25 protein-coding genes and 1 CRISPR repeat array are annotated in these 23,763 nt (G+C 59.1%); of the genes, 13 read left to right on the top strand and 12 right to left on the bottom strand.

Annotated features, from left to right (window positions below; all coding sequences use genetic code 11):
- Positions 1-29: 29 nt before the first annotated feature.
- Positions 30-1,259, bottom strand: coding sequence for an HNH endonuclease signature motif containing protein (locus tag Q0U90_RS04090; protein ID WP_297451986.1), 1,230 nt, complete (start codon positions 1,257-1,259; stop codon positions 30-32).
- Positions 1,260-1,556: 297 nt separating this feature from the next.
- Here Q0U90_RS04090 and Q0U90_RS04085 point away from each other — a divergent pair, with 297 nt between their 5' ends.
- Positions 1,557-2,078 carry a GNAT family N-acetyltransferase gene (locus tag Q0U90_RS04085; RefSeq protein ID WP_297451984.1) on the top strand — a complete coding sequence of 174 codons (522 nt, stop codon included), beginning with the start codon at positions 1,557-1,559 and terminating at the stop codon, positions 2,076-2,078.
- On the opposite strand, the gene Q0U90_RS04080 is transcribed toward Q0U90_RS04085, so the two are convergent.
- A complete protein-coding gene (locus Q0U90_RS04080; RefSeq protein ID WP_297451982.1) occupies positions 2,035-2,988 on the bottom strand; it encodes an NAD(P)-binding domain-containing protein in 954 nt (317 codons plus the stop codon). The genes Q0U90_RS04085 and Q0U90_RS04080 overlap by 44 nt on opposite strands.
- Before the next feature lie 170 nt (positions 2,989-3,158).
- Here Q0U90_RS04080 and Q0U90_RS04075 point away from each other — a divergent pair, with 170 nt between their 5' ends.
- On the top strand, positions 3,159-4,586 hold the full coding sequence (locus tag Q0U90_RS04075) for an NAD(P)/FAD-dependent oxidoreductase (protein WP_297451980.1): 1,428 nt from the start codon (positions 3,159-3,161) through the stop codon (positions 4,584-4,586).
- 18 nt (positions 4,587-4,604) lie between these two features.
- Here the strand turns inward: Q0U90_RS04075 and Q0U90_RS04070 are convergent, their stop codons facing one another.
- Positions 4,605-5,474, bottom strand: a complete 870-nt coding sequence (locus Q0U90_RS04070; RefSeq protein ID WP_297451978.1) for an alpha/beta fold hydrolase — start codon at positions 5,472-5,474, stop codon at positions 4,605-4,607.
- Between the two features lie 74 nt (positions 5,475-5,548).
- Here Q0U90_RS04070 and Q0U90_RS04065 point away from each other — a divergent pair, with 74 nt between their 5' ends.
- Positions 5,549-6,532, top strand: a complete 984-nt coding sequence (locus Q0U90_RS04065; protein WP_297451977.1) for an LLM class oxidoreductase — start codon at positions 5,549-5,551, stop codon at positions 6,530-6,532.
- A 7-nt stretch (positions 6,533-6,539) separates the two neighbouring features.
- Here Q0U90_RS04065 and Q0U90_RS04060 read toward each other — a convergent pair whose 3' ends face one another.
- The 3 genes from Q0U90_RS04060 to Q0U90_RS04050 all read right to left on the bottom strand — a co-directional run bounded on the left by Q0U90_RS04060 (position 6,540) and on the right by Q0U90_RS04050 (position 8,715).
- Positions 6,540-7,070, bottom strand: a complete 531-nt coding sequence (locus Q0U90_RS04060; protein ID WP_297451975.1) for a PIN domain-containing protein — start codon at positions 7,068-7,070, stop codon at positions 6,540-6,542.
- 116 nt (positions 7,071-7,186) lie between these two features.
- Positions 7,187-7,585, bottom strand: coding sequence for a helix-turn-helix domain-containing protein (locus tag Q0U90_RS04055; RefSeq protein WP_297451973.1), 399 nt, complete (start codon positions 7,583-7,585; stop codon positions 7,187-7,189).
- 92 nt (positions 7,586-7,677) lie between these two features.
- The gene (locus tag Q0U90_RS04050; RefSeq protein WP_297451971.1) at positions 7,678-8,715 is read right to left on the bottom strand and encodes an aldo/keto reductase; all 1,038 of its coding nucleotides are present in this window, start codon (positions 8,713-8,715) and stop codon (positions 7,678-7,680) included.
- Positions 8,716-8,805: 90 nt separating this feature from the next.
- Positions 8,806-9,077: direct repeats of the CRISPR family, unit length 28 nt; unit sequence GTTTTCCCCGCGTAAGCGGGGATGTTCC.
- Positions 9,078-9,143: 66 nt separating this feature from the next.
- On the opposite strand from Q0U90_RS04050, the gene Q0U90_RS04045 reads away from it, so the two are divergent.
- From Q0U90_RS04045 to Q0U90_RS04035, 3 genes are all read left to right on the top strand, one after another.
- Positions 9,144-9,290: a hypothetical protein gene (locus tag Q0U90_RS04045; RefSeq protein ID WP_297451969.1), complete on the top strand. Its 147-nt coding sequence runs from the start codon at positions 9,144-9,146 to the stop codon at positions 9,288-9,290.
- Positions 9,290-9,535 (top strand): hypothetical protein, encoded by a 246-nt coding sequence (locus tag Q0U90_RS04040; protein ID WP_255467764.1) that lies wholly within the window; start codon positions 9,290-9,292, stop codon positions 9,533-9,535. The genes Q0U90_RS04045 and Q0U90_RS04040 overlap by 1 nt, the downstream gene beginning before the upstream one ends.
- Before the next feature lie 183 nt (positions 9,536-9,718).
- Positions 9,719-10,066: a hypothetical protein gene (locus tag Q0U90_RS04035; RefSeq protein WP_297451965.1), complete on the top strand. Its 348-nt coding sequence runs from the start codon at positions 9,719-9,721 to the stop codon at positions 10,064-10,066.
- 556 nt (positions 10,067-10,622) lie between these two features.
- Here the strand turns inward: Q0U90_RS04035 and Q0U90_RS04030 are convergent.
- Entirely contained in the window at positions 10,623-10,958 is a 336-nt protein-coding gene (locus tag Q0U90_RS04030) for a type II toxin-antitoxin system HicB family antitoxin (protein ID WP_297451963.1), read from the bottom strand.
- Between the two features lie 304 nt (positions 10,959-11,262).
- Here Q0U90_RS04030 and Q0U90_RS04025 point away from each other — a divergent pair, with 304 nt between their 5' ends.
- On the top strand, positions 11,263-11,598 hold the full coding sequence (locus Q0U90_RS04025) for a YciI family protein (protein ID WP_297451961.1): 336 nt from the start codon (positions 11,263-11,265) through the stop codon (positions 11,596-11,598).
- Between the two features lie 13 nt (positions 11,599-11,611).
- Here the strand turns inward: Q0U90_RS04025 and Q0U90_RS04020 are convergent, their stop codons facing one another.
- Together Q0U90_RS04020 and Q0U90_RS04015 are read right to left on the bottom strand one after the other, a co-directional pair.
- Positions 11,612-12,463: an SDR family NAD(P)-dependent oxidoreductase gene (locus Q0U90_RS04020; protein WP_297451959.1), complete on the bottom strand. Its 852-nt coding sequence runs from the start codon at positions 12,461-12,463 to the stop codon at positions 11,612-11,614.
- Complete coding sequence (locus Q0U90_RS04015) at positions 12,460-13,677, bottom strand: saccharopine dehydrogenase NADP-binding domain-containing protein (protein WP_297451957.1); 1,218 nt, start codon at positions 13,675-13,677, stop codon at positions 12,460-12,462. Before Q0U90_RS04015 ends, Q0U90_RS04020 begins: the two co-directional genes overlap by 4 nt.
- Positions 13,678-13,783: 106 nt before the next feature.
- Between Q0U90_RS04015 and Q0U90_RS04010 the strand changes: the two genes are divergently transcribed.
- Both Q0U90_RS04010 and Q0U90_RS04005 read left to right on the top strand, forming a co-directional pair.
- Positions 13,784-14,992, top strand: a complete 1,209-nt coding sequence (locus Q0U90_RS04010; protein WP_297451955.1) for an MFS transporter — start codon at positions 13,784-13,786, stop codon at positions 14,990-14,992.
- A 184-nt stretch (positions 14,993-15,176) separates the two neighbouring features.
- Positions 15,177-16,391: a Fic family protein gene (locus Q0U90_RS04005; RefSeq protein WP_297451953.1), complete on the top strand. Its 1,215-nt coding sequence runs from the start codon at positions 15,177-15,179 to the stop codon at positions 16,389-16,391.
- A gap of 14 nt (positions 16,392-16,405) precedes the next feature.
- Here Q0U90_RS04005 and Q0U90_RS04000 read toward each other — a convergent pair whose 3' ends face one another.
- Together Q0U90_RS04000 and Q0U90_RS03995 are read right to left on the bottom strand one after the other, a co-directional pair.
- Positions 16,406-16,792 (bottom strand): Rieske (2Fe-2S) protein, encoded by a 387-nt coding sequence (locus Q0U90_RS04000; RefSeq protein WP_297451951.1) that lies wholly within the window; start codon positions 16,790-16,792, stop codon positions 16,406-16,408.
- Positions 16,793-16,822: 30 nt separating this feature from the next.
- Positions 16,823-17,545, bottom strand: a complete 723-nt coding sequence (locus Q0U90_RS03995) for a YggS family pyridoxal phosphate-dependent enzyme (protein WP_297451949.1) — start codon at positions 17,543-17,545, stop codon at positions 16,823-16,825.
- A 51-nt stretch (positions 17,546-17,596) separates the two neighbouring features.
- Here Q0U90_RS03995 and Q0U90_RS03990 point away from each other — a divergent pair, with 51 nt between their 5' ends.
- Positions 17,597-18,808 carry a glycosyltransferase 87 family protein gene (locus tag Q0U90_RS03990; RefSeq protein WP_297451947.1) on the top strand — a complete coding sequence of 404 codons (1,212 nt, stop codon included), beginning with the start codon at positions 17,597-17,599 and terminating at the stop codon, positions 18,806-18,808.
- Here the strand turns inward: Q0U90_RS03990 and Q0U90_RS03985 are convergent.
- Positions 18,780-21,197 (bottom strand): ATP-dependent RNA helicase, encoded by a 2,418-nt coding sequence (locus Q0U90_RS03985; RefSeq protein ID WP_297451945.1) that lies wholly within the window; start codon positions 21,195-21,197, stop codon positions 18,780-18,782. The genes Q0U90_RS03990 and Q0U90_RS03985 overlap by 29 nt on opposite strands.
- Positions 21,198-21,240: 43 nt before the next feature.
- Here Q0U90_RS03985 and Q0U90_RS03980 point away from each other — a divergent pair, with 43 nt between their 5' ends.
- From Q0U90_RS03980 to Q0U90_RS03970, 3 genes are all read left to right on the top strand, one after another.
- Positions 21,241-22,134, top strand: a complete 894-nt coding sequence (locus Q0U90_RS03980; protein WP_297451943.1) for a cation diffusion facilitator family transporter — start codon at positions 21,241-21,243, stop codon at positions 22,132-22,134.
- A gap of 166 nt (positions 22,135-22,300) precedes the next feature.
- Positions 22,301-23,248 (top strand): alpha/beta fold hydrolase, encoded by a 948-nt coding sequence (locus tag Q0U90_RS03975; protein ID WP_297451941.1) that lies wholly within the window; start codon positions 22,301-22,303, stop codon positions 23,246-23,248.
- 14 nt (positions 23,249-23,262) lie between these two features.
- The gene (locus tag Q0U90_RS03970; protein ID WP_297451939.1) at positions 23,263-23,763 is read left to right on the top strand and encodes a methylated-DNA--[protein]-cysteine S-methyltransferase; all 501 of its coding nucleotides are present in this window, start codon (positions 23,263-23,265) and stop codon (positions 23,761-23,763) included.

The following is a 23,763-nucleotide window of genomic DNA, read 5'->3' as shown; positions in this document are numbered from 1 at the left end:
CGGGTTGACAGCGTGGGGGACCCGCTGGGTTAATCCTCCCCATCATCAAAGACCAGATCTGGCACCGCCGCGAATGACAGCCACCACTTCATGTAGTGGTCATGGCGTGCTTTCGTCTTCTGGGTTGCGCGTTTGTCAAAAGTCTGTCGCCCGAACCCGGCTAGCGGTCCGGCCGGGACGGTCGCCGCGGTAACGCCGTCGGTTGAGGACCACAACTCTGAGCCGTCCTCATAAGCGGTGATATCCCAGAGCTTGTGGGTTTTCAGGTTGTGGTGCTTCCGGCATAGGCAGTGCAGATTCTGCGTGTCGGTGGGGCCACCGGCTTCGGGGTCTTCCTGGTTGTACGGCGCGATATGGTCAATATCGCACTTATACGCTGGGACTTCGCAACCGGGGAAGCGACATGTGCCGTCGCGACCGTGGACGCGCGCAACCTGCGCTGGGGTTGGGCGGTAACCATTGGTGGCGCTGTCTGCTGAGAGGCGGATATGTGTCACCTTTTGCATCCACTCTTCCGTGACTAGTGCGCCGAGCCAGCCGGCGCCGTCCAGCCAGGCATCATCACTGTGGGGCTCGCGGAAAACATTGAGCACCACTTCCGCATTGGTGCGCTGGTGGATCAGTTCCACGAATGCATCCGCCTGCGTCATTTCTTCATTCGCGCGGAAGACCGTTTCAATTGCGCACATGGCGAAATAGGCGCGGTCCGGCCGCAGTGTGAGAATGATTTGGGAGTAGTTGTCGGGACGTTCCACCAGACTCACCGATTCCGTATCGGTGATGGTAGGAATTGTGCCGTCGGCGCGAGCACGGTCATCCAAGTCCGCAGCAATATCACCAATTTTGGTGGTGAGCGTACGAGGGCCAATCATCGCTTGACGACGCTTCCGTGGCGTAACCAATGCCAGAATCTTCTTCTCCGCATCGGGTATTTGATCAGGCTCGATGCCGACCACGCCATGTGCAATTATGCCGAGTTGCCGCATAGATAATGCGCAGCTTTCCCGGGCGTAGGCCGCCAACTGCGGCATTTGCTCCAGTAACAGGCCAATGTCACAGATACGCAGTGCTTCACTGCGGGTGATTCCCAGCCGAACGCTGATGCGAGCGGCATGGTTTTCAACGTCATCATCGCCTGCAGGGCAGCAGGCTTCAATCAACTCAAGGTGGGCGCGGTTGGTAGCCCGCGCGAGCGCTGAGAGATCATCTTCAGGATTTTCATGAGCCCAATATGGTTCGGGTACTTGTTCGGACTTCATTGGATCCCCCTGGTGTTCCAATGGTTGTCGGTTTTCTTTCGAACTTACTTGCTATCGTACAGGCGCGCCTCGGGCCTGTAAAGGGGTTTGAAAAAGGAATTTTGAAAAGATTTTGACGGTGGTGGGTGGAGGCGGTAAAGCGCTATCTATCTGCATATTTAAGGGAGGAGTGCGAGCTGTATGCGAGCTAGCGGACAGAAAAATATAACTAAAACACCCATTCGAAAACGAAAGCTTGGTAATCTCGCTCTCATAAAAGCGGAGTGTAGAAACCAGCGCAGAAAACGGGGCAAAACCATGATCATCCGGCAAGCAACGCGGGAGGACGTCGCGGCAATCGCGGAAATCTACAACGAGGCCGTAATCAACACCGTCGCCATCTGGAACGATGACACGGTCAGCGCGGAGAATCGCATTGCATGGATGGAAGCTCACTGGGGCAAGGGCTACCCGGTTTTCGTCGCCACGCTTGACGACGAAGTCGCTGGGTATGCCACCTTTAGTGACTTCCGTGACTTCGATGGGTTTCGGTACACGGTGGAAAACTCCATCTACGTGCATCCGAACTTTCAGGGCCGGGGCATTGGTGGGGCACTATTGAACAAAACCATTGATGCTGCCCGGGAGGCGGGAAAGCATGTTTTGGTTGCAGCAATTGACGGCAGAAATGAGGGGTCAATTGCGCTGCACGAAAAGTACGGCTTTCAGCGTGTTGGACTGTTGCCACAGGTGGGGACGAAGAACGGGCGTTGGTTGGACATGATGTTGATGCAGGTCATGTTGACAGGCGGGCAGCCACCCGCTCAGCCGCGCGCTTAGCGAAGGGGCCAACACCCATAATCGTGGCTGCACCGGGGCCAACCCAGTCGCCGTAGCCGACGAACTCGATGAGGTCGGAGTCGACGCTGCGGAAGGGGCTGAGCGCGGGGCGGAAACCGGTGCACCAGATGAGGTGGTCCGCGTGGACGTCGTCAAGCGAAGAGAACATGGGTGTCCAGGTGAGGGCACCGGAGTCGCGGGCTTTGCGGACGGACGGCAGGACAACGATGTCGCCGATACTGTCGGAGGGGCCGGGGTCAGGTTCGCCACGTGCGATGGCGAGTGCTCGCTGACGGTTGCGTTTGAACAGGACGCGGCCGTCGACGTCGTCGGGCATCCAGCGCGGTTCGTGGCGGGTGAACCAGGTGGCGTCGATACCGGAAAGTACCAGTTCAGCGGCGATTTGGGCGCCCGAGTTCGCCGCGCCAACGACGGCAACGCGGGAACCGTCGAAGGGTTCGGGGCCTGGGTAGTTGGCCGAATGCCACTGCTTTGCGGAGGTCGTGCCGGGGTAGTGCGGGACGAAGGGGCGGTTGCCGGTGGCGGCGATGAGCTGGCGGGATTCGAAGTCACCAGCATCGCTGGTGAGGTGGAAGGTGCCGTCGTGAGTGACATGGGTGACGTTAATCGGGCGCTGAACGCGCAGTTCGTAGCGCTTTTCATAGGAGCTGAGGTAATCAATCACATGGGAAGCGGGCGGGAAGCCGTCACAATCGGGCATTTGGATGCCCGGAAGGTTGGAGAAACCTGGGGTAGAAAAGAGTGTCATCGAGGGCCAGACGCTGCGCCAGGAGCCGCCGGGAGTGGGCTGATTGTCCAGGATGAGCGGATCAATGCCGTGTTTGCGCAGGTAGTAGGCAGTAGCGAGGGCAGCTTGGCCGCCGCCGACGATGATGACATCCTCAAGCATGCCTCCAGCTTAACGACGAACGCTGTGGTAATCCGCCGCAGTAATTCTGTGGCAGTGAAGAAAAGTTTTTAAATATTGGCTTTGGCGGTTTGGATGATGGTTAAGCTTGCCCCATGGATAATTTCGATAAAGAAACGAATGTGTTAATTGTTGGTGGGGGCTTTTCCGGCATGGCAACAGCCGTTGCGTTGCAAAAAGAGGGGATTAGCGACTTCCACATCATTGACCGAGGTCATGATTTCGGTGGCACGTGGCGGGATAATTCCTACCCGGGAGCTGCCTGCGATGTTCCGAGCCATTTGTATTCACTCTCGTTTGCACAGGATTTCGACTGGTCACGCAGCTTCGGCACGCAGCCTGAGATTTATGAGTATCAGCGTGAGGTCGCAAGGAACCATGGGCTGTACAGCAGCGCTCACTTTAAAACCGAGATGGTCGATGCCCGCTGGGATAACGACGCTGCCCGCTGGGTCGTGGTAACTGAAGACATCGACTCTGGTGTCCGAACCACATGGGCGGCCAAGGAGCTGGTGCTGGGAGTGGGCGCTCTATGCGAGCCGCGTATGCCTGACATCCAAGGCATTGAGACCTTTGCTGGGGAGGTTTTCCACTCCTCGCGCTGGGATCACGATGTTGATCTGCGCGGAAAGCGAGTCGCCATCATCGGCACTGGTGCCTCGGCAATTCAGATTATCCCCAAGATTGCGCCCATTGTTGGCCGCCTCGATGTCTATCAGCGCACTGCGCCCTACGTGATTCCGCGCCTGGATCGGAATTACACCAGTATTGAACGTATGGCGCTTCGTAAAATCCCTGGGCTACGCCGAGTTGTGCGTGCTCAAGACTGGTTTTTCCGCGAGCTCCAGATTCCCGGGTTAACGCGGGACAGCCGTTTTATGGCGCCGATTAAATTTCTGTCGCAGGGGATGCTGCGCATGCAGGTAAAAGATCCTGAGTTGCGCGAAAAACTGACGCCGAAATTCACTATCGGCTGCAAGCGGATGCTGATTTCGAATACGTATTTTCCAGCAATCGCTCGGGACAATGTGGAGCTTGTCACGAGTCCGATCGACAAGGTCGGTCCGCATTCAATTACTACTGTCGGCGGCACTGAGCGCACGATCGATGTGCTCATCATTTGCACCGGATTCCATGTGACGGACTCGCCGGCGTTTGACCTGGTACACGACGGAAAGGGGCAGTCCCTAGCCACCAAATGGCAGCGTGAGGGTATGAGCGCCTACAAGGGTGCCACCGTGCCTGGTTTCCCCAACATGACAATGATCATGGGACCCGCCACAGGGCTTGGGCATTCGTCCATGATTTATATGATTGAGTCGCAGGTGAAGTACTTTGTCGAAATGCTCAAAGCCAAAAAGCACGCCGGTGTGAAAGTCGCGGAAGTCCGTGAGCAGGCATTTAATAAATGGAATGACTGGGTACGGGAGCGAGTGAAGACGACAGTCTGGATCACCGGCTGCGGTTCCTGGTACCGCGATGCCCATGGCAATGCCCCGGCCGTATGGCCGAGCTGGACTTGGCTATTTAGGGCCAAGACCAGGAAGTTCGACGATGAAGCTTACGTGCTCAGCCGTTAGTTCGAGCTCAGCCGGTAGCTACGGTCGCGGCTGTGCACTGGCCATAATGGCAGCCGCTACCTGCCGAGCATCATCAACCATGGGCACGTGGCCGAGCTTGGGTAATAGGTGGAGCTCAGCGTTGGGAAGCACGTCATGATGACGCTTCCAACCGCGAATGAGAGTCAGGTCCGTGGTACCCCAATAGCAGCTCTGAGCTGCCTCGCCGGTATCGGCGGAAAAAGAAAAGTTCGTGCCAAGCGCGGACAGAAAAATATTATTTTTGAGCATCCCCGCGGCATCCCGGCTGACCTGCTCAGGCGACAATTTCCAGGGGCGCGCGGAAAACATGCCGAACATCGCTGTACGGCCCACTTTAGTTTTGGCCATCGTCGGAAGCAGCTTCCGAAGCACCTTGGCGGTGCTATATAGAACAACGAATTGGCCGGCGGTGCGGATTTGGTCCAGTTTGCTGTGGAAAAAGCCGGCAGGGTTAAAAGCTACCGCTGATGCGGCATATCCCTGACGCGCAAGTTCAAGGGCAAAGTAACCGCCGAGGGAGTTTCCTGCAATATGTGGTTTTGTATCGGCGTCGGGAAGCGTGGCGGATAGCTCGTCTAAGAAAGCGCGCAGTTCGGCCAGCATGCGCTTGCCCATGTCCTTGTCTGCGGAGGTTTCGACTGTTGGTCGCCCCGATTCGCCATGCCCGGGCAAATCCACAGTGATGACGCGAAAGTCGTTGACCAAGTGCGTAATCACGTCATCCCAGGCATGCCGCGAATGGCACACACCATGAATTAGTACTAAGACCGGGAGGTTGGAACCGTGCTGCTGGTGTAGCGAGTAGACAATCGCTGTTTTATCCGAGTGGTGATTCGTGGTGAGGAAGTTATAAGACGTGGAATCCATTCACCGATAATACACTGGGCAAAACTAAAAATTCCCCGGTTTTCGCGAAGTCAGCTGTACTACCGTGGAGAACCATGAGCTCGCTGTTTGATCTTTCGGACAAGCCCATCGACGAACTGCCCGGTTACCAGCGCACATTCGCGCCGGGCCGACTCACGGTGGGGCTCAGCCTGCCCATCGAACAGGACGCCGAAGCCGAACCCAAGGACGCGCTGAGCAATCAGATTCGGCTGATTCAGAAAGCCGAACGCGCTGGCATCGCGGCGGTGTGGGCACGCGACATTCCGCTGCGCGTGGAAACGTTCGGCGACGTCGGCCAGGTCTACGACCCCTGGATGTACCTCAGCTACATCGCCGCACACACCACTGACATCGCACTCGGCACCGGCGCAATCGTCGTGCCCTTCCAGCATCCGCTGGTGATGGCCAAGCGCGCTGCCACGCTGGACAGGCTTTCCGACGGCCGTTTCCTCTTCGGCATCGCCACCGGCGACCGACCCGAGGAATTCCCCGCCTTCAACCAGGACAAAGGCAAGCGCGGTGAGCGTTTCCGCGAGCACATCGAGGTCTATGAAAAGGCCCTCAGCACTACCTACCGGCCAATCCGGTGGTCCGAGGGCAAGATGGGCGGATCCGATGTGGTGCCCAAGCCGCTGGCACGTCGAGTTCCGCTGTTGGCCACCGGCTCCTGTCAGCAGAGCCTGGAGTGGAAGGCCGCGCATACCGACGGGTGGTTCATGTACCACAAAGGTCTGGAGATGCAGAAGAAAAACATCGCCAACTGGCAGGAGGCGGTGGCCAAGGAGTGTGGTGAGGACGTGTTCAAGCCCTTCCTGGAATCACTGTGGATTGACCTGCATGAAGACCCCGACGCACCCCCGCAGGGTGGCCACTTCGGGTACCGTCTTGGCCGCAACAAGCTCATCGAACTGCTGCAATCCCAGCGACAGCTCGGCATCAATCACGTCAGCATCAACTTCCGCACCTCTAAACGGGATGCGGAAGAGCAGATTGATGAGCTGATTGAGTATGTGCTGCCGGAGATAGTGATGTTGTAGTGATGAGTCAGAAGACGACTTCTTGAAGCCGTACACGAATATACTCGGAAAAATCTGGACAACCAGCGCTTTTGAGTCTCTTTACGAGGTTGAAAGGCTTACCTTTATCGCGGTAGTAATTCAATTGCTGATGTAAAACTTTATCGATCGCTCCAGGTGTCGACTCTGCGGCTAGCATCAAAAATTCATCGGCAGTATAGACCTCGTAAGGGCAGTCATCAGGGTCGTCATAGATATCGACGAAGCCCTTTCGGTCATTAGTAACTATGTATTGGATTTTTATATAAATTGCGGCGCTGTGAACGTGGGCGTCGTTTATATCGGGATAATTGACGGAAGCGCCGTGCGGAAAATTCGATATTTCATTGTCTGGTATTACCGACATTAGTCGCTTGCGAATTGCTTCAATTTGAGCGCTGGATGAGTCTGGATACTCTCTCCGCTTGTGGTAAAGAGTCTCAGCAAGAATGTCCTCTGTCCAGTGAAAACTCCAACTGCCGAGAGTTTCGGCTGCGAGTAATCCGAACCAGGCATGCAATGTTGCGGAAAACTAAATATTGGCATCCGGGAGGACGGAGTTGGGCACAGGAGTGTAGTTATCAGTGGAATCCCCAGGGCGAATCATAGTTAACCTCCTGTGCCGCTTAAGGCAATCTAGTTCTCTAAATCGAGGACTTCGAAAACCGATTCCCGCATTTGCTGTTTGCGCCGCTCCTGAAAGGAAAGTACTTCAGATGCGCTAAGGCGGTGGTGAGATCCTACTTTCGAAGCGTTAAGTTTGCCCTGGCGGATGTACTTCATAACTGTCGGGCGAGATACTCCGAGGAGGGAGGCTGCCGTGCTGGTAGTAATCTGCTCCGGTAGCTGTGCAATGCTCACTGTTCTTCCTTCCGCTACTGCACGCAGAACTTCATTCAGAATCTGAATAAGTGCGTCGGGCGCTTCGGCGCCACTCTTGGAAGAAATCTTCGCGGGAGCACCATTGAGCTGGCGGTGAAATGCGTTAATAACCTGGGCGTCGTCAGCGCTAAGGTGAAGCGTGTTGGCTGTCATGGTGAGCTCCCTTCTGTGTGCATCGTCCGGTTATCTCGGACACTACGGGGTTGCGAATATAAGTGCAACCCCCAAGTTGTGTGGAAAAGGTCTTACACAGAATCCGTAGCGCCCTGCCACTGATTAATCCCGCGGTCAACGGCCCACTTGTCGATCTCCGCGAGTTCTTCAACGCTAAACGGTGCAGCGTCCAGAGCTCCGAGGCTGTTTTTCAGCTGCTCCACCGACGATGCACCAATCAGGGCCGAGGTCACTTCGTCACGGCGGAGAACCCACGAAATGGCCATCTGTGCCAGGGACTGGCCTCGTCGTAAAGCAATGGCGTTGAGCTTGCGGATGGCGGTGAGCGTGTCGTCGTTGAGGAACCCCGAGTTCATCTTGTGCGCCCCGAGACGCGAGGACTCCGGCACGCCGTCCAAGTAGCGGTCGGTGAGAAGACCCTGCGCAAGCGCGGAAAAGGCGATGACGCCCATGCCTTCGTCGGCGCAGGTTTCCAGCAGCTCGTCCTCAATCCAACGGTTGAACATGGAGTAGCTCGGCTGGTGAATGGTCAGCGGTGTGCCCAGTTCACGCGCGATTTTCTGTGCACGGCGAGTGAGCTCGGGGGAGTAGGAGCTGACGCCGACGTAGAGCGCGCGACCCGAGCGGACGAGGAAGTCGAGGGCGGCGATGGTTTCCTCGATAGGCGTATCCGGGTCGGGGCGGTGGTGGTAGAAAATGTCCACATAATCCAGGCCCATGCGCTTCAGCGAGGCATCGCAGCTGGCCACGAGGTATTTCCGCGAGCCACCGAAACCGTAGGGGCCTTCCTGCATGTACCAACCGGCCTTGGAGGAAATGATCATTTCATCGCGGTAGGGAGCGAAATCCTTGGCCATAATGCGACCGAAGTTTGCCTCCGCAGAACCCTGCGGTGGGCCGTAATTGTTGGCGAGGTCGAAGTGCGTGACGCCGTGGTCGAACGCAGTGCGCAGAATCTCGCGCTGCGTCTCGAGCGGCCGGTCATCACCAAAGTTATGCCAAAGCCCCAGCGTAATGGCTGGAAGTTTCAGGCCCGTACTGCCGGAGCGGTTGTACGGCATCGTTTCGTAGCGGTTGTCATCGGCGCGGTACACGTCTGGATAAGCCATGTGTTCGAGGGTACGCGGGCTTGACGACGGATAGTTGCGCACGAGGTGGCCGGGAATGGGCGTGGCTGTAGTGTAGGTCTTATCGCCTTGGTTTTCCCCGCGTAAGCGGGGATGTTCCTCAGTCTGGACAATCCCGCTCAGGACACAGACGGTTTTCCCCGCGTAAGCGGGGATGTTCCGAACTCTCCGACATCGCCCGGCAGTGGCGCGCAGTTTTCCCCGCGTAAGCGGGGATGTTCCTTTGTCTGGCAACGGCCAAGTGCCGATGGAGCGGTTTTCCCCGCGTAAGCGGGGATGTTCCGAGCACCGCACCGAAAAAGGCAACGATTTCGCCGTTTTCCCCGCGTAAGCGGGGATGTTCCGTGAAATCCCGGCCACGAGAAGGGTGGCCGGGGTCTCACCCCACACGCTACTAAAAGGAGTTCACCATGACAGCACTACTCACAATCCTTACCATCACCCTCATAATCACAGGCGCCGCACCATGGGCCATCGGAATTGTCTCAGCCTGCACAATCTGGGCCCTCATACTCGACACCCGCGCCGCTATCATCAACCGAAAGAACATCTCCTAATGCGCCCCACCATCATCGACACCGATACCGGCCGTGAACTCTGGCGCGTCACAGACTGCGCCACCCACGTCGGCATCACGCCACGCACCTGGACAAACTATGTAGCCAACCACCGCACCCCAGAACCAGTCGCCCACCTCGACGGCAGAACACCACTCTGGGACGCCGAAGAAATCAAAACCTGGCACCAAAACCGACCAGGCTCACCCGTCAAAAACCACCCCACCAGCCATGGCAAGCATTAAAAAATACAAGAAATTACGCGGTTATGGGTGGCGCGTCGTTTTCCCCGCGTAAGCGGGGATGTTCCTGGGCACGGGTGCCAATCTGCAGCGTTGGGCGGGTTTTCCCTGCGTAAGCGGAGATGGTCCGATGACTAATCACCCCCCCGACACAGAGCGGGGCCTACTCATATCTTAGGAGACCTCATGACACCGACAGAGCTACGCATCCAGCGCAGAGCCCTGGGGCTCACCACAGTCGACATCGCGCAAATTTTCGAAGTAAACCACCGCACCGCACAGCGCTGGGAATCCACCCACACCCCGCCCAACGATGTCGCCGAGTGGGTGACCGACCGTATCGGGCTCTACGTCGACCGAGTAGCAGATGTACTCGATATGGCCGAGCAGCTAGGAGCGGCTACCCTGGTCCGCTATGCGGACGACGCGGAGTGCATGGCAGCCACCGGCCTGTCACGGTCGGAGCATGAAGCGCTGCTCGGCCACTGCTGTATCGCGCTGACCGCTGCTGGATTTGGCTTTCAGATTCTGTAGCACCGTTTCCGAGTTTTCTCCGTGTCAGCGGGGATATTCTTGTGCGCCCTTTATTGTTCATGGCATTGCTCCTTTTGGGGTATCGTGAAGGGGAAACCCCGTAGGGCTGGGTAATTTGGGTATCCAGTCCCGCTGGGCTATTTGCGGTGTTTTATCCTTGTATCTCGGTTTCCGTTTCTGCCAAACTTGGATGACCTGGAAGACAACCGTGATGGTTTCCCGCGTAAGCGCGGAATGTTCCCAATGTATTCACTCAACCGAAAGGGCAAGCGGTGCGAGACATCGTCTTTTACGTCGTTATCGGTGCAGCGCTCATTTACTTCGATGCCAGCCCACTAGCATGGACGATCTTCGCTGCGGGTATTACCTATGCCGTAGCAGTAAATATTGTGTTTCCCCACTTAGATAGGGGTATTTCTTAATCGTATAGCGCTCGTAAAGCAGACATGAGCGCAATTCCATCAGGGGCGTTCACCTTGAAAATCTTGGGCAGCAGGTGCTGGACTTTCTCGACGGTATTGGGCTAGTCGCCAATCGCAGAAGGCCGAATTAATACCTACTCAGCGCCTGCGAGTGTCTGCGCTACGTAAGCATTGAGCGAGACTCCTTCGCGGGCAGCTGCCATTGCCAGTTTCCGGTGCAGTGAACTGGGGATTCGGACGTTGAATCGCCCCGAGTAGGAACGGTGACCGAAGGGCTCTGGGACTGCTTCGTCGGAGGCTTCCATATCCATAAGAACTTCAGTAACGAGGTCTCGAAGTTTTTGTTCCGCTTCCGACGAGTTTTCAGCTACCCACGACAGTGAAGGAAACTCCAGTACCGTCGCCACATATTCTTGATCAGATTCTGACCAGAAGACCTGGTAGGTGTACTTTTCAGCAGGATAAGACATTGTTATTTTCCTTCGAGTAGATGTTTGTCGACGGCGTCTAGTACTTGATTGACCTGGTAGGGCTTTGCTTTCCCATGTCGATTTTGAATGTTGACTCGAGGGTCGCCGCGCCATGGTGTTTTGTATGTTTCATGATTGCCCCGCGCTTTTTCTATTTTGTCCCCACACCTTTGATGGTACCGCCTGTAGTACCACCTCGGTCAAAGGGGTAAACAGCAACCAAACCTCCAAATTCCCCAAAACATCCCGGTGCCAAATCTGCCCAATCTGTTACACTTAGCAAAACGAAACTCAGGAGCTTGGTGTGCAGTACTTTTTCACGGTTCATGGCCGCAGAGATATCAACGCGTATGACTCTGATGAGGAAATGCACGCTGCCTTCGAACGCATTGGGCGCTTCAATCAGAAGCTGCAGGACGAGGGCCACTGGGTTATGGCCGGCGGGTTAGTTCCGCCGGAGCAGGCCATGACGGTGTTGCCGGATGGTTCGCACAGCGATTTGCCGTACTACAACTCGATGACGTTCCCCTCGGCTTTCTGGATCGTCGACGTTGCAGACGAGCAAGAGGCCATCAATCTGGCCTACGAAGCCGCGGAGGCGTGCGCGCAGGCCGTCGAAGTGCGTGCCATCGCGGAATAGCACGCCGAATAACTCATCGCAGCCCGTGCACTCGGCGCATGATGGTCAGCATCGCCTGCGTCGGGATTCGGCGCATCAAGGGCACCGCCACGCTTGCCGACGACCCCCGCGCCACCAGCGCCAAAGGTCGCTCGGCAGCAACCTCGCGCATCACTACCTCCGCAATCTCGGAAGCGGGAATGCCACCTTCCTCATTGGCATTCAACTTCGTCAGCATGCGGTGGACATCGCTCGCATAGACAGAACCTTCATCGCTATACGTCGTCCGCCGTGCAGAAATCCCCGTGTTGATGGCACCCGGCTCGACAACGGTCACGCCGATACCGAACTGTGCGACTTCACCGCGCAGCGAGAGTCCAAAGCCGCGGATAGCGGCCTTGGTCGCTACGTAGGAAGAACGGTAGGACAGCGGCAGCCCGCCGAGCATCGAGCCAATCAGCACGATTCGGCCACGCCCGGCCTCACGCATGCCAGGTAGCAGTTGCTGCAACAGCTCCACCTGTCCCAGAACATTGACCTGGAAGAGGCGCTCCAGCGCCTCGCGGGGTAGCTCCTCGAAAGCGCCCGACTGACTCTCGCCGGCGTTGGCGACGACGACGTCGTAAGGCCCGTGGGCGACTACGCTTGCGATGTCGTCTGCGCTGGACATGTCGAGCGCAACCATCTCCACGCCTTCGGGGTGTGGTGCCTCGGCGCCCCTGCGGGAAGTGCCAATGACCTCGAAACCGACCCTGACCAGTGCCTCCGCGCATGCCCAGCCGATACCGGAGGAAGCGCCGGTCACTAACGCGCGACCGCCACCTACAGCTGGCAGCTTCGGTCCGCGGGTGAGATTCGCAAAAGCCCCGGTCAGGCCACTAATCATCGAGCCTGCACCGCCTCAATGGTCATGCCGCCAGCGCGGAGACGGCGGGACAGGGCGTCGCCAAGCGCGACAGTAGGAGTGAGCACGCCGGTGGTGTCCGGCAGATCGTCGTGAACGAGCGCGAGGGCGGCGCTGGAAATCATCATGGCGGTGCCGTCGTATCCGGGGTCTTCCTCAAGGGACACCCTGGAGCGCCAGTGAATGCCAGAGGTGTCGACGGTGTAGGCCTCTATGGTGAAGCGGCCCTCGGCGCGTGCTTCAGCGCTCGGGCCCTCGCCCGGCTTCGGCAGCTTCTTATCAATGAGCTTGGCCGTCGGGCCAAATGCCATCGCCGCCAGCGCCAACCGTGAGACAGCCGCGAAAACATTTGCGCGCACGAAAGCTTTCGGACCACGGCCGACATTGAGCAGTTCGCGGTAGCGGAAGGAATCGCCGTAATCCGCCAGCATTGCCGAGCGCTGAACAACGCGGGTGTTGAAAGGCGACATGAAGAAGGGTGCTCGCCAGTGGCGGCGGAAGCGCGCCGGGCGCAGATCGACGCCGAACTTACCCTGGTCGGGGCCCGGCTCGGCCAGTGCGTACTGATCGGCGATGATGCGACGCAGCTTGGGGTCATTCTTGGCCTGTGCAAGCTGGATGCGGACCGAATCGATAGTGCCACCAGAGAGACCACCGTTGACGTGCTTGAACAGCAACGTCGTCTCACCGAGCTTGGTGTGGGCCGCCTCGTGGAGCTCCCGGACAGCAACATCGGAGGGAATTGAGTCGAAGCCACAGGAGTGGACAATCTTCGCCCCAGTCTGCTGCGCTACCTGGTGATTATTCGCGATGGAGTCGTGGACGAACAGCACCTCGCCACACAGATCGACATAGTGGGTGCCGGCCTTGGCGCACTCGGCCACCAGGGTGGTCCCGTACTTCGCGTACGGTCCAACAACGGTCAGCACCACCTTTGTACTTGCCGCAAGCTTTGCTACCGCCTGCTGGTCGGTGGCATCCGCAACGATGACCGGCCAGTCCGATACGCCTGCGTTCTCCGCGACGTCGGCAAGCTTCTGAGCGTTCCTGCCCGCGAGCGCTACCTTCGTCTGACCAGCGTGTTTAGCCAGAAAATCCACAATCAAGCGGCCCACGAAACCCGTGGCACCGTAGACGACGATGTCGTACTCGCGGTCGTGGTTGCGACTTTGCGGCTGTGCGGAAGAAGTAGTCATGCCTACGAAACTAATAAAACGAACGCGATACCGCGCGCGAATTAAAAAGGTTTTTCAGATCCGGGTATCCAGCGAAGGGCCTGACAAGGGGTCTAACGTAGGACAAGTGACTAGCGCTAACGAAAACCCCGAACAGATCGAAGGACTACGGCCAGAAGATCCCGGATTCCGCCGCGCGCTTATCGCTGTGCTTTTCGCCGGCTTGGCATCGTTCCAAGCGCTCTACGCAACGCAGGCGCTACTGCCCACGCTTTCCGACGAGCTATCGGTCGACCCCGCCACCGCCGCACTGACGGTATCCGCCACCACAGGTGGTCTGGCCTGTGCGATTATCCCGGTATCCATATTGTCCGAACGCTTTGGACGCAGACGTGTGATTGTCATCAGTGCATTTGTGGCAACGCTACTGGGGCTCGTGGTGTCCATCGCGCCGGGCATCGGTTCGATGATTGCGCTGCGCCTGCTGCAGGGCATTGTCATTGCCGGTGTTCCCGCCGTGGCTATGGCTTATGTCAGTGAGGAAGTCCACGCCGACCATGTCAGCCGCGTGATGGGGCTGTATATCTCGGGTACTACGGTCGGTGGTCTGCTCGGCCGTATTATTCCGTCCATTGTGTTGGAGTTCGCCTCCTGGCGGGTGGCGATTGCGGTCTCGGCGACGGTTGCGTTTGTTTTCGCCATTCTGACCTGGTACTTCCTGCCGCAGCAGCGCAGGTTTACGCCGAAGAAACTGTCATTTGCCGGGGAGGGGCAGGCCATTGCGCGGCACTTGCGCGACCCGCGCATCCTCGCGCTGTGTGCCCTGGCGTTCCTGTTCATGGGCTCGTTTGTCTCCCTGTACAACTACCTGGGTTTCCGACTGGGCGATAAGTTTGGGCTCTCCCCGGCGCTGGCAGGGTTCGTATTTATTCTCTATCTGTCGGGTACGTGGTCGTCGGCACGCGCGGGTGTGTGGGCGAAGACGGTGAGTCGCCGTCGCCTCATTGCCATTGCGACTCTGGCCGCGTGCGTGGGCCTGGGGCTGGCGCTGCTGCCGTGGCTGCCCGCACTGATTGTGGGCGTGCTGATTTTCACGGCCTCGTTCTTCGTGGCGCACTCGCTGTCCTCGTCCGGCGTGGGGCTGGTGGCGCAGCGCGACCGCGCCGAGGCGTCATCGATGTACCTGTTCAGCTACTACGCGGGCTCGTCCATTGTCGGTTGGGTCTCCGGCATGGTGTTCAGCCACTTCGAGTGGGCAGGGCTGATTCCGTGGCTGGTGGTGCTGTCCTTCATCGCTGGTGCATGTGCCGTGGCGGGGTTGAAGCCGCGACGGTAGGGGCACAACCGGCAGCGAAGTGCATTTAGACACCACGAAAAGAAACCTTAATGTAAAAAATCGCTGTTTTTTACATTAAGGTTTAGTTTTTAGGGCACTATATGTAGAAAGCATCATGTAAAAAGCATTGGAAAGAGGGGGGAGACTCGTCGTGAAGCACTATCCGCTTAAGAGGATCTTCCACATGTCTGCGAATGAAGCGGAGCAGGCAGTGGAGAGCGAATACCAGTCACGCAAAGACTCCCCGTCGACGATTCAGTGGAACTTTCCGCTGGGGCAGTGGCCGCTCTTTTGCTGCATTACAAGCGATATCGCAGCCAAGGTTGAAAAGATTCTGTCTCTGGAGCTGCGGATTTCACAGTTGTGGAATCGCCTGCCGGGTGCCGCGCGGACTCACTATCTCTTCAATCTTCTCCTGGCCGAGGTAGTAGCCACCAATGAAATTGAGGGGATTCACTCCACACGTCGAGAAGTCGCCGAAGCGTTGGACAACACTTCCGGAACCCAGCACAAGCGGTTCCATGAGTTCAGCCAGCTCTATTTCCGGCTGGCCAATGATGAGCGGATTGAGTTTCCGACAACGCTCACAGGAATCCGTCAGCAGTACGATCAACTTCTCGGCGATGAAATTGCCGCCGAGGATGAGTTAGACGGTGAACTCTTCAGAGCATCAACGGTCACGATTACCGATGGGCAGCGACAGGTTCACCGCGGTGTTGAGAGCGAAGCGGCCATTCACCAACTTCTCAATGAGTTCCTGGAAACGATGACTTCCTCAGAGGACAATCGGCTCATCCGACTCTTGGCAAGCCATTTCATGTTCGAATTCGTTCACCCGTTTTATGACGGCAACGGCCGGATGGGACGTTTCCTACTGTCAGTGGCATTGCGGGAGACACTCTCAACCGCCACAGCGCTGACTATTTCTCGCCAACTCGCTGAGGATAAAGCGAAGTACTACAAGGCTTTTACCACTACGGAAGACCCGATGAACCGGGGCGAAGTCACGTTCTTCGTCGAGGTGATGGCTGATGTCATTCTGAATGCACAGCAGTATCTACTGGAAGAGCTGCAAATTAAGTCCCACCAGTGCGAGAGGCTTGAACGGCGGATAGCGGAGCTAACCAAGTCGCCCGAGCAGGCACTGTCTGTGGCACTGACAGACAACGAAATTGGCACGTTGTTTGTCCTGGCACAGGTTCGGCTGTTCGGACCCGATTATGGGATCAAGCTCGAACACGTCGCCGACACCATCGGCAAGGAAAAGCGGACAGCGCGAAAGTATCTCGCCGAATTAGAGGCGAAAGGGTTGGCAACGCCGACGAGCCGCCGCCCGTTGCGATTTCAGCTGGCACCGGCAGGCGCAGACCTTTTAGGCCTTGACTCCACCGATTACTAATCTGCTTCCGGAGCCTACTTCTGACCCACAATCAGCTCAGTGCCGTTGGCCGATAGCGGAGCCTGACCAGCGGGCTTACGCGACGGGCCAGAAACAACCTGACCAGTAGCGATGTCAAAGTGGGAGTTGTGGTTCGGGCAAATCATCACACCATTGCTGACCTCAGAAATACGACCGTTCTGGTGCGGGCATGCAGTGGAGAAAGCGGCGAACTTTCCTTCCTCTGGCTGCGTGACGACGTAATCGCCGATAACCACACCGCCGCCAACCGGAATGTCGGCAGCGTCAACCTTCTCCACCGCAGACTTTGGTGCACAAGCGGCTACGAGTGCGCCAGCTGCAGTGGCGGCAGTTCCCAGGAGGAAACGACGACGGGAGCACGGGGAGACATCAGAACTCATGGCACTGAGATTACCTCTATTTCGCGGCCTCTATTTGCGATACACGCGTTCCCCGAAGATAGCGCGTCCCACACGCACGGTGGTCGCTCCCTCGGCGATGGCTTCGCGGTAGTCGCCGGACATACCCATTGACAGTTCGTCGAGGCTGACACCCTCCGGCACATCACCGAGCAGACTGTCCCGCAGCTCCCGCAGCTCCGCGAAGGTCTCGCGCACATTCGGATCATTCTGGGCCGCGATGGTCATAAACCCGCGCAGGCGCAGGTTCGGGTAATCGCCATCGGGGCCGAACATGCGGACAAACTCCGCCGCGTGGCTCGGCGCCAGCCCCGACTTCTGCGGCTCGCGGGAGACATTGACCTGAATCAACACATCAAGTGTGCGCTCGGCATCAGCCAAGCGACGCTGCAGCGCCCCGGCCACCTTCGGGCGATCCAGAGCCTGAAACTCATCGGCACAGCTGACCAAGTGGCCGGCCTTATTTGTTTGCAGCGGACCAATGATGGCCATATGCGGTGCCTTTTCGCCGAAGGCCTCCCGGAATGCCTCCGCCTTGGCCACCGCTTCCTGGACGCGGTTTTCCGCCAGGTCAGCGCAACCGGCTGCCGCGAGCTCCGGCCAGGATTCCACCAAGGCGTCGACAGGCACAGTCTTGCTGACGGGCAGCAGACGAACCTCGGAGGGCTGGCGCCCGGCTCGTCGGCAAGCGTCGTCGATCTCGGAGCGGACCATGCGATAGTTTTCCACGAACATACCTCCCACTCTAAGGCCTGAGTAGGAAGAACAGTGCGGTAGTGTCGAATCATGCTCATCGACAGACTCTCGACGCTTTCCGTCATGCAGCGACGGATTTTAGCAATTGTATTTGGGCTGGTGTCGCTGGTCGTTGTCATCGACTTCATCTATCTTGCGGCAACTGCCTACATGATGGACCTCGAGGTCTTCCAAGACGCCGGCTGGGCTTTACGACGAGACCAGGATCTCTACTCCCCAGAGTTTCCCACCAGATCGGGTTTCCGCTTCATCTACCCACCGTTTGCGGCGCTGCTGTTTTACCCGCTGACCTGGGCGGGGCCGGTGACCCTGCAGATCATCTGGACGCTTGCCACAATGGCAGCGGTGTGGGCGATGCTGTGGATGGTTTTCACTCGCCTCGGCTCTGAACGCCCGAAGCTGATGGCCACCTGCCTGCTCGGTGTTGTGTTGCTGCTCGACCCGCTGCGCGCCAACGTGCTCTTCGGACAAATCAACGTCTTCCTCGCGCTGCTGGTGGTCTCCGATGTGCTGGGCTTTTTACCCAAGAAGCTGCGTGGACTCGGCGTGGGTATCGCGGCGGGAATTAAGATCACCCCCGCGGCATATGCGCTGGTGTTCCTCATGCGCCGTGACTTCGCGGCCGTGGCCAAGAGCTTCTGCTGGTTCCTGGTGACCGTCGCTATTGGTTTCGCCGTGCGCTTTGAAGAGTCCATCTACTTCTGGACCGATGAGTTCTTCGCCGGCAACCGCGGTGGCGCCCCGGCCTATGAGGCCAACCAGGCGTTCAGTGGTCTGCTCGCCCGCGCCGGGGTGGAGGGCACCGCGCTCGATGTCGGCATTTACGGTTTCTTCCTCTTTGGTGCCATCGCCGCCGCTTTCGTGGCGTGGATCTACCACCGCAATGGCTATGAGGTCGCAGCCCTCGGTTTCGTTGCGCTGGCAGTCAGCTTCGCTGGACCGTACGCGGTCAGCCACCACTGGTCGATCGTGATGGTCTTCGTGCCGCTGGTGCTCTTCGTCCGTGAGATGGGCCACATTATTGTCGGCGTCTTGTTCCTGATCGCCAACTGGTGGGCACCGTACAAGGTCTTCGTCGGCAATGACTTCGGTTACGCCGCGAGCGTGGGGCAGTGGTTCTACGGCAACATGCAGGGAATCATGGGCGGCGTGCTCTTCTTCACCTGCCTGGGCTACGCGATCTACCTCTGGCGCAACCCCAGTCGCGTACGGCTTAACGACGGCGCTTCGTTCTCGCAGTAGCCTGCTCCTCCCACGGGTTCTCGGGCCATGGGTGCTTGGGGTAACGGCCCCGCATCTCGGAGCGGACCTGTGCGTAGGCCCCATTCCAAAAACTTTCCAAGTCTCCAGTGACCGCGAGCGGTCGCTGAGCCGGTGACAGCAAATGCATTGTCACCGGCTTTTCCAATACCTGCGGGGTCTCCGCCAGGCCAAAGCACTCCTGCAGCTTCACCGCCAACACAATCTGTGCCTCCGGATCGGTGGGGTCCTCCGGGTACTCCAGGCGAATCTTCGAACCGGAGGGGACCTCGATGCGCTCAGGTACCAGGCGGTCGAAGTCCGTGGCCTCTGGCCAGGGCAGTAGGCGACGTAGGTGCTCGGCATCTAGCTTGGGTGGGGTCGGACAATCCAGTTCGCCGGCGAAGAGGAGCTCGGCTTGAGCCGCCAGCCCTGCGGGGGAGACATCCGGCCACGGATCACCGCGATGAGTGTGGAGAAAAGCCATGCGGCGGCGGAGCTGTTCGGTGTCGCGGTCGAGGTTGGGGGTGGCGTCGGCAAGCGCGTCGGTAAGCCAGGCGGAGTTGGCGGCGATGCATTGCTCGGGCGTCGGGGAGACCTGGCGGGAGGATAGTTCGATGGCGCCGAGCAGGTCGCGCTCGCGGGCGCGAACGCGACCCTGTTCGACGCGCGCCGTGGTTTCCGTGCGGGCGAGGTGGCCGGCGGCGAGCATGGCGATTTCCAGGTCAATCGCCTCGCCTGCGCGGATGAGCGCTCGGCCGTGGGAGAGTAGCGAGATGTCGGCGGCCGCAATCCACTCGTGGCCGTGCAGGTTGGAGCCGCGGGCGAGTTCGGCCGCGGTGCCACCTGTGAAGAGGTATTCGTCGGAGTTTGCGCTGCGGCGTCGCCCGATGAAATCCGGCCAGGCAAGGGTGGTGACCAGCGCGGGGATATCCGAGGGCAGCAGGTTGGCGGGTGCTTCAGTTTCGAGCTCAATGCGGCGCACCTGCTTGGCCAGACCGCGGGCATCGGTGAGTTTCTCCACCGCGCGTGCAACCTCGCCGGCGTGCTCCGGCATCATGGCCGTGGCGGTCAGCAGTGCGCGACCCATGCGCGGATGCACCGGCAGGGTGGCCAGGGTGCGGCCGAGCTCCGTGATGTCACCGGTCTCATCAACAGCGCCCAGACCAGCGAGAATTCGGGTTGCGGCCTCCGCGTGGTGGGGTGGTGGGGCGTCGAGAAGCTTCAGCCCCTGCATCCCCGGCGTGCCCCACGCGGCGGCATCGAGGAGCGCTTGGGTAAGGTCGGCGACTTCAATCTCCGGTGCGGGCCAGGCGGGCAACGATGCGAACTCGGACTGGGAAACGCAGCGCACCACGATGCCCGGGCCCTCACGTCCCGCACGGCCCGCGCGTTGGTTCGCCGAGGACTGCGCGCACGAGCTGGTGACCAGCCCGGAGAAACCGCGCGCGATGTCGAGTCGCGGTCCGCGCGCGAGGCAGGTGTCGACGACGGCGCGCACGCCGGGCACGGTCACGGATGATTCTGCAATCGCAGTGGACACAATCACGCGCCTACCGCCCGCTTGCCGACGGAACACGCGGTCCTGCTCCTCGGAACTCTGCTGGCCGTGCAGAGTCAGCACCGTCGCGTCCGAGGAGTCCGCAATGTAGGCTGCGCAGCGCTCCACCTCGCGGATACCGGGGAGGAAAACCAGCACATCACCGGCGGCCTCTTCCATCAGTGCGCTGGCCTGCGTTGCCACGTGCTTCAGGAACTCATCGGTGACACCGCGAGCATCCAGCCGCCGCGGGAAGGGCGCGTAGCGGATGTCCAACGGGAAGATCTCCGCCTCCGCCGCCACGATGGGAGCCGGGGTAGAGCCGCCGAGGAGAGTTGCGAACTTCGGCGCGTCCACCGTCGCCGACATCGCGACCAGGCGCAGGTCATCGCGAATATCCCGTAGGTCGCGCACCATCGCCAGCACCAGATCGGTGTCCAAGCCGCGCTCGTGCACCTCATCGATGACCACCGCGCTGGCGTCCACGTCGCCATCGCGCAGTAGGCGACGCAGTAGCACTCCGGGAGTGACGAACTCCACGCGGGTGGCGCGGGAGGTGCGGGAGTCGCCGCGCACCGAGTAGCCGACTTCCTCACCCAGCTTCGTACTCGACAGCTGCGCCAACCGCCGCGCTGCCGAACGCACCGCCACGCGCCGAGGGGCCGTGACCACAATGCGGCCGCCCAAGGCGTTGGCCACCGCGGGTGGCACCAGCGTGGTCTTGCCAGTGCCCGGTGGAGCCTGGACTACCACGTCGTGGTCGCGCACGGCGTCGGCAAGCGAGGAAAGCTGCGACGCGAACGGCAAGCCTGCAGAAATGTTCTGCAAATTGAACTGAAATGCGGTGCTCATAGAACTGGTAGTGACTCCGGGAAGACGGGTAAAGTGCCTGCATATGCAGGACTTGTCTCGTTTTGGTTGGCTTTCAGTGGGTGCGGCGGTCGTCACCATCGCGCTGAAGTTGTGGGGCTACACCCTGACTGGTTCGGTGGGCCTGCTTTCCGACGCGACGGAATCGATTGTCAATCTGGTTGCGGCAATTGTCGCAATTATTGTGCTCAAGGTTATCGCGCGCCCTGCAGACCGCGACCATGAGTTCGGCCATTCCAAGGCGGAGTACTTCTCTGCCGGGCTGGAAGGCGCCATGATTTTCGTGGCGGCGGCAGCAATTATCTATGTCTCCATTGAGCGTCTGGTGAACCCGCAGCCGATTGAGCAGATCGGTCTGGGCCTCATCGTGACCGTCGTGGCCTCGGTGATTAATGGTGTGGTGGCGTTGATTCTGCTGCGGGCGGGGAGCAAGCACAACTCGCTAGCGCTGACCGCCGACGGCAAGCATCTGATGACCGATGTGTGGACCTCCGCCGGCGTGCTGGTAGGCGTGGCGCTGGTGTGGGTTACTGGCCTGTGGTGGCTCGACCCGATGATTGCGCTGGCCGTGGCGGTAAACATCCTGATCACCGGGTACAAACTGTTGCGCGATTCCGGCAACGGCCTGATGGACAAGGCCATGGAGGGCGAGGACCGCGAGGCAGTGGACGAGATTCTGGCTTCTCACCGCGACCGAAGTCGAGGTATCGATGTCCACGAGATCCGCACTCGTGTGTCGGGGCATCAGCAGTTCATTGAGTTCCATGTGCTGGTGCCGGGCGCGTGGAGTGTGGAACACGGCCACGATGTGCTTACCGCGATGGAGGATGAGCTGCGTGAGCGCTTCCCAGGTGTGCACATCTCCTCGCATCTGGAGCCAATCGAGGATGAACGCGCCTATGGGGATGTGCAGTTGTAACGCGCGCGAGGCCGCTCGGTAGAACGCTCGGTAGGGGAGCAAATAACTCAGCAGTACCCAAAGTGAGCTAAATTCCACGAAAGTGCTGAAAGTGATGCGTCTTACACTTTAAGATTGTGTATACAAAATCATGCACTGTTTAAGTCCACTTGAAGGAACTGCATAAATGACCTCCGAAGCCTCAACTACTCCCACAGGAAATATCGGTTTTTCCGCGAAGAGCCCAAAGTTGCCGGAGCCGTGCCCTCGCCAGGACATCATTATTCCGGCTAATGACCGCGTCCTGCTGCGCGGAACCATGTTCCGTCCGAAGGAGAACCCGGAGAACATTTCCAATGGCATCATCACCGTTCACTCCGGTACTGGTGTGCCGCAGGGTTTCTACCACCGTTTCGCTGAGACCGTGGCAGAAAAGGGCTACGGCGTCATCACCTATGACTACCGCGGAATTGGCCAGTCCGCTCTGAAGACTGACCTGAACAATGAAGACATCCGTATGTCGGACTGGATCACCAAGGACATTCCGGGTGTGATCGAGTGGGCCAAGGAGACCTACCCGGACGTGCCGCACTTCGCTGTCGGCCACGCGGTTGGTGGTCACGGCATCGCCTACGCCGGCTCCGAGGGCACCTACGATGCAGCTGCGCTGGTCAACTGCCGCGGTATGCGCATTTCCAAGGTGCCGTCAGTCACTGGCAAGATTCGCGCATTCTTCATCTTCAACATTCTCGGCCCAATCAGCGGTTTCATCACTGGCCATATCCCGGCGTCGGCATGGAACCTGGCAGTGGAGCCGCCGAACGGTGTCATGCGTCAGTGGGCTCGCTGGGCTCGTAAGGAAGGCTACTTCTTCGACGACTCCGAGTTCGACTTTGCCAACCGCTTCTCCAAGGCTCCGCAGCCGTTCCTGTCCATCCGCGTTCCGGATGACTATTGGACTGAGGAGTCCTCGGCAGACCTGATCACCAATGTGATGAGCTCCGCTGAAAAGATTGAGAAGCGCCAGGCTCAGCCGGCTGGCGGTAAGGGCGTGGGGTACGGTGGTTACTTCCGCTCCGGTCACGAGAAGGAGTGGGACGAGCTGCTGGACTGGTTCCAGGCCAACAAGGGCTAAAAGTAGGAGGTCTCATGGCGATTGCCCAGGTGGAAACGCCTTTCGGCGCGCTTGGAATCGCCACCTCCGCCCGCGGGGTCGTCGAAGTCAATCTGCTAGGCCCCGTGCTTGACGACGACCCCAGCGCCGCCGGCCCCGAAGCGCAGGCGGTGGCGGAACTGGCTGCGCAGCAGTTCCGCGAGTACTTTGCCGGGCAGCGCCGTGAGTTCGCGCTGCCGCTGGACTGCGATTTTCTCACCCAGGATTCTTTCCGCGCCCGTGCGCTGGCCGCACTGCGCGATGTGCCGTATGGCCAGGTTGTGACCTACGGCGAGCTCGCCGAGATGGCCGGTTCTCCCCGTGCCGCCAGAGCCGCCGGGTCGGCCTGTGCCACCAATCCGCTGGGTATTCTGATTCCCTGTCACCGCGTGGTTCCCGCCAGCGGGGGAGTGGGGTCTTTCGGATTCTATGCCGGTGGCCGCGAAATGAAGCGCTGGCTACTCGAGCTCGAAGGTTGGCAACCCGCTAACCTCTAA

The organism is uncultured Corynebacterium sp., assembly GCF_946998835.1.
Taxonomy (GTDB): domain Bacteria; phylum Actinomycetota; class Actinomycetes; order Mycobacteriales; family Mycobacteriaceae; genus Corynebacterium.
This window is presented reverse-complemented; position numbering and strand designations above follow the sequence as displayed.

Bases quoted from the DNA above. Each gene is read 5' to 3' on its own strand.
- Q0U90_RS04090 (WP_297451986.1), bottom strand. From the start codon at position 1,259: ATGAAGTCCGAACAAGTACCCGAACCATATTGGGCTCATGAAAATCCT.
- Q0U90_RS04085 (WP_297451984.1), top strand. From the start codon at position 1,557: ATGATCATCCGGCAAGCAACGCGGGAGGACGTCGCGGCAATCGCGGAA.
- Q0U90_RS04080 (WP_297451982.1), bottom strand. From the start codon at position 2,988: ATGCTTGAGGATGTCATCATCGTCGGCGGCGGCCAAGCTGCCCTCGCT.
- Q0U90_RS04075 (WP_297451980.1), top strand. From the start codon at position 3,159: ATGGCAACAGCCGTTGCGTTGCAAAAAGAGGGGATTAGCGACTTCCAC.
- Q0U90_RS04070 (WP_297451978.1), bottom strand. From the start codon at position 5,474: ATGGATTCCACGTCTTATAACTTCCTCACCACGAATCACCACTCGGAT.
- Q0U90_RS04065 (WP_297451977.1), top strand. From the start codon at position 5,549: ATGAGCTCGCTGTTTGATCTTTCGGACAAGCCCATCGACGAACTGCCC.
- Q0U90_RS04055 (WP_297451973.1), bottom strand. From the start codon at position 7,585: ATGACAGCCAACACGCTTCACCTTAGCGCTGACGACGCCCAGGTTATT.
- Q0U90_RS04050 (WP_297451971.1), bottom strand. From the start codon at position 8,715: ATGGCTTATCCAGACGTGTACCGCGCCGATGACAACCGCTACGAAACG.
- Q0U90_RS04045 (WP_297451969.1), top strand. From the start codon at position 9,144: ATGACAGCACTACTCACAATCCTTACCATCACCCTCATAATCACAGGC.
- Q0U90_RS04040 (WP_255467764.1), top strand. From the start codon at position 9,290: ATGCGCCCCACCATCATCGACACCGATACCGGCCGTGAACTCTGGCGC.
- Q0U90_RS04035 (WP_297451965.1), top strand. From the start codon at position 9,719: ATGACACCGACAGAGCTACGCATCCAGCGCAGAGCCCTGGGGCTCACC.
- Q0U90_RS04030 (WP_297451963.1), bottom strand. From the start codon at position 10,958: ATGTCTTATCCTGCTGAAAAGTACACCTACCAGGTCTTCTGGTCAGAA.
- Q0U90_RS04020 (WP_297451959.1), bottom strand. From the start codon at position 12,463: ATGATTAGTGGCCTGACCGGGGCTTTTGCGAATCTCACCCGCGGACCG.
- Q0U90_RS04015 (WP_297451957.1), bottom strand. From the start codon at position 13,677: ATGACTACTTCTTCCGCACAGCCGCAAAGTCGCAACCACGACCGCGAG.
- Q0U90_RS04005 (WP_297451953.1), top strand. From the start codon at position 15,177: ATGTCTGCGAATGAAGCGGAGCAGGCAGTGGAGAGCGAATACCAGTCA.
- Q0U90_RS04000 (WP_297451951.1), bottom strand. From the start codon at position 16,792: ATGAGTTCTGATGTCTCCCCGTGCTCCCGTCGTCGTTTCCTCCTGGGA.
- Q0U90_RS03995 (WP_297451949.1), bottom strand. From the start codon at position 17,545: ATGTTCGTGGAAAACTATCGCATGGTCCGCTCCGAGATCGACGACGCT.
- Q0U90_RS03990 (WP_297451947.1), top strand. From the start codon at position 17,597: ATGCTCATCGACAGACTCTCGACGCTTTCCGTCATGCAGCGACGGATT.
- Q0U90_RS03985 (WP_297451945.1), bottom strand. From the start codon at position 21,197: ATGAGCACCGCATTTCAGTTCAATTTGCAGAACATTTCTGCAGGCTTG.
- Q0U90_RS03980 (WP_297451943.1), top strand. From the start codon at position 21,241: ATGCAGGACTTGTCTCGTTTTGGTTGGCTTTCAGTGGGTGCGGCGGTC.
- Q0U90_RS03975 (WP_297451941.1), top strand. From the start codon at position 22,301: ATGACCTCCGAAGCCTCAACTACTCCCACAGGAAATATCGGTTTTTCC.
- Q0U90_RS03970 (WP_297451939.1), top strand. From the start codon at position 23,263: ATGGCGATTGCCCAGGTGGAAACGCCTTTCGGCGCGCTTGGAATCGCC.